Origin of the sequence: Petralouisia muris, from assembly GCF_004793545.1 — a bacterium.
In the GTDB taxonomy this organism is placed as follows: Bacteria; Bacillota; Clostridia; order Lachnospirales; family Lachnospiraceae; genus Petralouisia; species Petralouisia muris.
This window is the reverse complement of the sequence record NZ_SRYA01000138.1, coordinates 1-6,466: the sequence shown is the minus strand read 5'-3', so window position 1 is coordinate 6,466 and position 6,466 is coordinate 1. Positions and strand designations below refer to the sequence as shown.

11 protein-coding genes and 1 pseudogene are annotated in these 6,466 nt (G+C 42.5%); 2 read left to right on the top strand and 10 right to left on the bottom strand.

The annotated features are described in order from the left end of the window. Positions 1 to 367: tyrosine-type recombinase/integrase (locus E5329_RS27800; protein WP_330572397.1), on the bottom strand; the 367-nt coding region annotated here is incomplete at its 3' end. Positions 368 to 424: 57 nt separating this feature from the next. Here E5329_RS27800 and E5329_RS30185 point away from each other — a divergent pair. Then, positions 425 to 1,198, top strand: coding sequence for a hypothetical protein (locus tag E5329_RS30185; protein WP_330572396.1), 774 nt, complete (start codon positions 425 to 427; stop codon positions 1,196 to 1,198). 56 nt (positions 1,199 to 1,254) lie between these two features. Here the strand turns inward: E5329_RS30185 and E5329_RS27790 are convergent, their stop codons facing one another. The 6 genes from E5329_RS27790 to E5329_RS27765 form a co-directional block, all read right to left on the bottom strand. Next, entirely contained in the window at positions 1,255 to 1,428 is a 174-nt protein-coding gene (locus E5329_RS27790; RefSeq protein ID WP_135992395.1) for a cysteine-rich KTR domain-containing protein, read from the bottom strand. A gap of 2 nt (positions 1,429 to 1,430) precedes the next feature. Beyond that, on the bottom strand, positions 1,431 to 1,763 hold the full coding sequence (locus E5329_RS27785; RefSeq protein WP_135992394.1) for a TfoX/Sxy family protein: 333 nt from the start codon (positions 1,761 to 1,763) through the stop codon (positions 1,431 to 1,433). Then, positions 1,763 to 2,023 (bottom strand): DUF3795 domain-containing protein, encoded by a 261-nt coding sequence (locus E5329_RS27780; protein ID WP_135992393.1) that lies wholly within the window; start codon positions 2,021 to 2,023, stop codon positions 1,763 to 1,765. Before E5329_RS27780 ends, E5329_RS27785 begins: the two co-directional genes overlap by 1 nt. A gap of 110 nt (positions 2,024 to 2,133) precedes the next feature. Continuing rightward, on the bottom strand, positions 2,134 to 2,379 hold the full coding sequence (locus E5329_RS32750) for a helix-hairpin-helix domain-containing protein (protein ID WP_275443829.1): 246 nt from the start codon (positions 2,377 to 2,379) through the stop codon (positions 2,134 to 2,136). 3 nt (positions 2,380 to 2,382) lie between these two features. Next, complete coding sequence (locus E5329_RS27770; protein WP_135992392.1) at positions 2,383 to 3,288, bottom strand: helix-turn-helix transcriptional regulator; 906 nt, start codon at positions 3,286 to 3,288, stop codon at positions 2,383 to 2,385. A gap of 66 nt (positions 3,289 to 3,354) precedes the next feature. Then, positions 3,355 to 4,080 carry an ISAs1 family transposase gene (locus E5329_RS27765; protein ID WP_135992391.1) on the bottom strand — a complete coding sequence of 242 codons (726 nt, stop codon included), beginning with the start codon at positions 4,078 to 4,080 and terminating at the stop codon, positions 3,355 to 3,357. 97 nt (positions 4,081 to 4,177) lie between these two features. Between E5329_RS27765 and E5329_RS27760 the strand changes: the two are divergent. After that, a pseudogene (locus E5329_RS27760) lies at positions 4,178 to 5,169 on the top strand (recombinase family protein); the annotation flags it as partial. A 155-nt stretch (positions 5,170 to 5,324) separates the two neighbouring features. Here the strand turns inward: E5329_RS27760 and E5329_RS27755 are convergent. The 3 genes from E5329_RS27755 to E5329_RS27745 form a co-directional block, all read right to left on the bottom strand. Next, a complete protein-coding gene (locus E5329_RS27755) occupies positions 5,325 to 5,645 on the bottom strand; it encodes a hypothetical protein (RefSeq protein ID WP_135992390.1) in 321 nt (106 codons plus the stop codon). After that, on the bottom strand, positions 5,582 to 5,932 hold the full coding sequence (locus tag E5329_RS27750) for a hypothetical protein (RefSeq protein ID WP_135992389.1): 351 nt from the start codon (positions 5,930 to 5,932) through the stop codon (positions 5,582 to 5,584). Before E5329_RS27750 ends, E5329_RS27755 begins: the two co-directional genes overlap by 64 nt. A 77-nt stretch (positions 5,933 to 6,009) precedes the next feature. Next, the coding region (locus tag E5329_RS27745; protein WP_330572395.1) for an Ig-like domain-containing protein at positions 6,010 to 6,466 on the bottom strand (457 nt) is incomplete at its 5' end.

Below are 6,466 nucleotides of genomic sequence, written 5' to 3'. Positions count from 1 at the left end.
CATGCAGATATACATCTGTAGAGCGGGGATCGACATGGCCAAGAAGTGACTGGATATATTTGATATCCACCCCGCTTTCGAATAAGTGACTGGCAAAACTGTGACGACAGGCGTGGGAAGACACGCGGCGTATCATGCCGGCCTTTTTAGCGCTTGCTTTGAAAAACTGGTTAACGCTTGAAACATCGAGGTAATCCCCAGTCCATGAACTCGGGAAGAGAATGCCCTTTGGTCTGCCACACTGAAACCAGTATTCGGTAAGCAGGTCGAGATTCCTCTGGGAAAGGATCGTATATCTGTCGATGCGGCCTTTTGCTTCCCGGACATGAATGGTCATGTTAGTGCGGGAAATGTCATCATAGTGCAAATGGACAGCCTCAGATACACGCAGCCCGGAAGAATACATGGTAGCGATGATGGCCTTATGAAAGTTTTTGATAAAAGCAGCGTGTATCTGCCGACCAAGAAAATCGGCAAGCACAATCCGAGAGAGGAAGAAATCAAAGCAGACAATTCCGCAAGACAGGAATGGAACAGGACGGCGGATATGGCACTCTTATCGGGCATTTCCGAAGCGAAAATTATAGAGGTAAAGCAGACGGAAATCCACGATAAAGTCAGCCAGTCTATCCGAAAAAGCGGTTGGCTGCCCAATCTGTTCCGCAGTATCGTGAGCAAAGCAAAGGAATTTCTGCAAAACCTTGTCCGTGAACACGGTATGCCGCCTAAGCCTACGCTCAGTATTGACATGGCAGAGTTCCGAACGATGTGGGATTTGATGATACGGGTGCAGGACGAGGCGAGGGCAATCCGCATTTTGCAGGAGGAAGTCCCCAAGTTAAAAGAACAGCTTTCCAAAACAAAGGGCGTTTTCAAAGGTAAGGAGCAAAAGGCTCTTACCGAGCGGATACAGCAGACGGAAAAGAAAATCTCCGAAAGGCTGGATAAACTGCCCGACATTCTGAAAGAGGACGGTTATCCCGATGTGCAGGCGTTTATGGCAACATACCGAAAATCTGAAGCCGTTGTAGAACAATACAACCGCAGTCTTGCCGAGTGGGAGCGACAGGTTAAGGAAAAACGCAGACCGCAAAAGCCGCCCGAAAGGGAGAGCGTCAGAAACAGGCTCAGGCAGTTGCAGGAACAGGGCAGACAGCAGCCGCACAGAAAGAAATCCTTTGACAGAGACAGCCGATAGGCACAGAAAAACCGCCGCTATGGCGTTACCCATAATCGGCGGCTTACATAGTTTGATTAGTGTTCCTGCTTTTGGATGACGGTTATCTGCAAATCCTTTGCATCTATCAGTGTTTCCTGCTTGCATTTTGGACAATATAGAGGATAGTTTTTCAAAACGGTATCTTCTCGTATTTTATTGTGTGTTTTCCTGCCGCAGATGGTGCAGATTATCCATTCGGTTTCGTTCATTGTCAGTACACTCCACTGTTCTTCCGTCTTGATTTTGGCATTGGTAATTCATCGTATATCGCTTCAAACAGTTTAGTAAGGAACTCCTTGCTATCAACTTCGTCAACTAATAACATTTCTTTCGCACCATTATATGGGGAATCGCAAGGAACTGTTGACATATATTTTAGAGCAGATTTTGTGGGTTTTACAAGCAATCTATCATCATATATTCCGCCAGCAATTTTACCACGATAATAGATAATATATTCACCCATCATGGCCTTATAGGTAATATCATTCAAACCAGATAATTGTTCCAAAATAAAACTAAGATACTCTTTACTTGAAGCCATTATTTTTCACACCACTTTTTACATTGCTCAATTCTTACACCATTATCGCTTTGCTCCATATCATAAGCAAAAGTATGTAGTAAGGAGCAAACAAAATTGTCGCATTCTCCGCAATGCTGCAATCCTTTTTTTTCGCAGCATGATTTAACGGGGCAACTGTCCCCCCAGAAAGGCTTGTCAATATTTACGCATCCTTTACAGCCCATTGTTTCACGAAAACTGCAATCGCTGCACAATAACCCACATCTTGACTCAATCATAATAATATACCTCCTAAATTTAGTAGATACAGTATAACATAACAAACACGACAGCAGTGTGTCATGTTGCTTTTGTTATTATTCTTTTTTCTCCTGCCAATTCCACCATTTTAATTTTTCTGGCTCATAGACATCACTATTTGCGTAATATACGAATAAACGAAAAACATACAGTCACACCTATCCACCTGCAATCCTTTAACTAAGCAGTCTTTCAAAAACAGTTCTTCAGGGTTTTGTCCAATCAAATCATCTATTGTAAATATTCCTATATCAAAAAAGTGTTGTTCCATATTTTTCCCAACACCGGGTATGTTTTTCAAATCATTTTCTTTGAGTTTTATTTTTTTAGTCATTCTTTATCCTTTCATTTTTAAAATTGCAGTTGCCTGTTTTTTTCTATCTTCACGAAGCTGCATTGGCTCCAATATTGTGACCTTATCTCCAAAACTAAATATCCATGACCGCATATTATCATAATTTGCAAAATCTCGTTCCAAAAGCAATTCCCCACTATCTATAACCTTGTAACAATTAATGCCGTATTCTTCTATCAGCCGATATTTTTCACTTTCGGAAAAAATCGCTTTAAGATGAATTGCATTAGATGAAAAATAATCATCAAATTGTAATTCGTTCTTAGGTATCTCACGGGGTATAAATTCCTTATCAAGAAAACTAATATTCCATAAGCGATTTAGCTTAAACAAGCGATATGCTTTTCTATCAAGACAATATCCAAATACATACCACGATGACCATTTGAATATTAGGTGATATGGTTCGATGCATCTTACACTTTCACCCTTTTCGTAATAATATCTAAATGAAAGACATCGTCTGGTATGAATTGCATTTTTTATTACATCAATTTTTTGAGTTAAAGGCTTTTGGTAATGTGATGAAAGGTCAACGATAATGCTATCATCTACTTGAATACGGTTATCTTTTACAGATAGTTTTTCAATCATCTTGGCAAGATATGAGGTTTTTGAAATACTGTCAATGCCTTTCAAACCTGAAAAAATCGCCTGCAATTCATCGTCATTAAGTAAAGCTTTATCCATTTTATAGCTATCCAGAATTGAAATGCCACCACCACTGCCTTGGGTGGTAACAATCGGAATACCCGCTTTACTTATGTCCTCAATATCTCTATTGATAGTTCGCCTTGATACTTCAAAACGCTTTGCCAACTCGGGGGCTGTAACCTTATCTTTTTGTAATAAAATGGTGATAATGCCAATCAATCTGTCAATCTTCATATAGCTCACCTCCACGACAAACACACAAATGTATTTCACAACCAAACTCATACAACTAATAAATTTTTATAAATTTATAATCTGTTCCAGATGTTTTTCTGGATTCGCACCAATTGCATACCGCTTCTTTTTTAGACTTAAAGACTTACTTCCTACCTCTATCAACTTTAATATGTTCAGCGATAGTTTCCTCATGATATTTAAGTTATATGCTGCCTGCTTCTCTATTGTATGGTTCCCGTCCTCCCGAAACGTCACATCCAAATGCCAATGGAAACTTTCTGCCATCCAGTGCCCTCGCACTGCACGCGCCGCCTCCTCAATCCCTGCCGGCAGGCTGCTTATAAAATATCTTTCCTCTGTGCTTGTTTCGCCTTCCTTCCCTATTACTGTGTTACGCGTCAAGATGATCGTCTTTAGCCCTGTCCACTCTTTTTTCTGGCTTAACCATGATATGTCATCTGTCTGCCAGTATTCCCTCTTTTCTATCTTGCCCCTTGCTTTTTCCACTGTCTTTTTATAGGCGCATTTTTTCGGAAATTCATCCTCTGAGAAATACAGCCTGACATCTTCCAGCAGATTCCCCTGATTTGCCTTCAGCGCCAGTGCATAATTCGCCCGCTTCTGACGGATTTTCTTTACAATTGCTGTCTGCGTTCCCATCGCATCCGTTGTGATTATGGTTCCTTTTATGTTCAGACAGTCAAGCAGTTCCGGGATTGCCTTAATTTCATTTGTTTTTTCTTCCACCCGTTTCTGTCCCAGACAGAACCTTTTTTTCCTGTCTGATATCTGTCACTGTACTTACATAGTCTAAAAGTGCTTTCATAAACAAATCCATCCTTTTTTCTTTAATTATACCAAAAAATAGATGAAGTGTTCATAATTTATTCATTCATGCGTTTGTCGTGCCACAACACTTATCACCGCCCTTTATCCGAGGTTATCCCATGAGGACGAGCTTTCCGGGGAATCCAATTCCATTAGCAACCAGAAGCGAATCCTTGAAAACTACGCCAAACAGAACGGCTTCGGCAATCTGAAATGGTACACGGACGACGGTTATTCCGGGGCGAATTTCCAAAGACCCGGCTTCAAGTCCATGCTTGCCGACATTGAAGCGGGGCTTGTGGGAACGATTATCGTAAGGGATATGTCACGATTAGGGCGAAACTACTTACAAGTGGGAATGTACACGGAAATGATTTTCCCACAGAAAGGCGTCCGCTTTATCGCCATAAATGACGGAGTGGACAGCTCACAGGGCGACAACGATTTTGCCCCCTTGCGTAACATTTTTAACGAATGGCTGGTGAGAGATACGAGCAAGAAAATCCGGGCGGTAAAACGCTCAAAAGGCATGAGTGGGAAGCCTGTCACAAGCAAGCCCGTGTACGGCTACCTCATGGACGAGGACGAGAATTTCATCATTGACGAAGAAGCCGCCCCGGTGGTGAAGCAGATTTACAGCCTTTGCCTTGCCGGGAATGGACCGACCAAGATAGCCCGTGTCTTGACGGAACAGCAAATCCCCACGCCGGGAACGCTGGAATACCGCAGGACGGGAAGCACACGCCGCTATCACCCCGGCTATGAGTGCAAGTGGGCGACAAACACCGTGGCGCATATCCTTGAAAACCTGGAATACACAGGCTGCCTTGTAAACTTCAAGACCGAGAAAGTGTCCTACAAGGTAAACAGAGCAAGGAGAACCCCGAAGAAAAACAGGCAATCTTTGAGAGCCACCACGAGCCTATCATAGACCGTGACACATGGGAACGGGTGCAGGAGTTACGCAAGCAGCGCAAACGCCCCAACCGCTATGATGAAGTGGGCTTGTTCTCCGGCATACTCTTTTGTGCGGATTGCGGCAGCGTCATGTAAGTTCAGTTTCCGGATGGAATCATACATATACACCAGATGTGTCATATCTTGAATATCCAAAACAGAACCTTCCACACGGAATCCCTTGTAAAATCTTTTGCGGCCTCATGCAGTGACTTCATCTGTTATTAAGTCCATGTTCCCGCCCCTCTCTACTGACAAAAATAATCCAGGTCAAATTTATTCTTTTCTGCCAAATCCTCCAAAGCCCCGCCGCTGATTTCATAAATTCCATACGGTCTTGGCTTCGGCTCATTAAATCCGGTAACGATGACATAAAACCTGCCATCTGCATAGAGCAGTGTTTTCCTGTGGTCATCAAGATTCCGGCATGCCACCGCCTTAATCCTCATATAGTTGCACAGGTACTGCAGGGCGTAGCGGCTTGCATAACAGTCGCCTTTTCCTTTCAGAAAAATATCAATCCAGTTATAATTATACAGTTCATAATCTGAAGTTGGCTGATATACCATGCCGCTTTTTCTGCTTTCTCTTTCGTTGTCATAGACGGGGCAATATACCTTCTTTCAAAATCCGCAAACAGCTTATCTATATAAATATTTACCCCGGAATATGTCCTCACCGCTGCTGTCAGTTTTCTTCCATCCTCCAGAACAGCCGTTACCGTTGCCGTCACACACGGTTCAACATAGGCAGGTCCATAATTCAACTGCAGCAACCCATAATCCGTGATATTAAAATAACCTGCCCCATCCCCGGATATTTCCCAGTCCCTTACTTCTTTCCTTGTGCCCGACATCCGGAAACGGTATTCCCGGAGGTGGCTGCTGTCATAGGTTATGTAATCTTAATATTCCTCAGAAAGATAACATAATGTCACATCACCATGTTTAACACCGGATGGTCTGCTGCCGTCTTTTTCTTTTCCCCTGCCTTAACCGTAACCCTGCACTGGTATTTCTTTTTCTTATAAGTGGCCGTAACCACCGCTTTCCCCTTTTTTACAGTCTTGAATGTAACCGTATTTCCTTTTCTTTTAGCGATGGAAACCACCTGTTTATTACTGGTTTTCCATTTTACTACTGCCCTGCCGGACACCCCGTTAAATTTTAACCGGCATTTCTGTCCTACTGCTGTAGTCTTTTTCTTTACTTCCAGCTTTGGCTTTGTTTTCGCCTCTGCTGATATGCCGGGCATTAAAAACATGAGTGCCACAAAAAAGAGAAGTATTATTATGCTTTTTCTCTTCATAAGTATGTTCCTTCCTATTCTGTCAATCCTAAATCTATTGATTTTTCTAGCTTTGACGATTCTGCTTACCTCAAAAACAGAG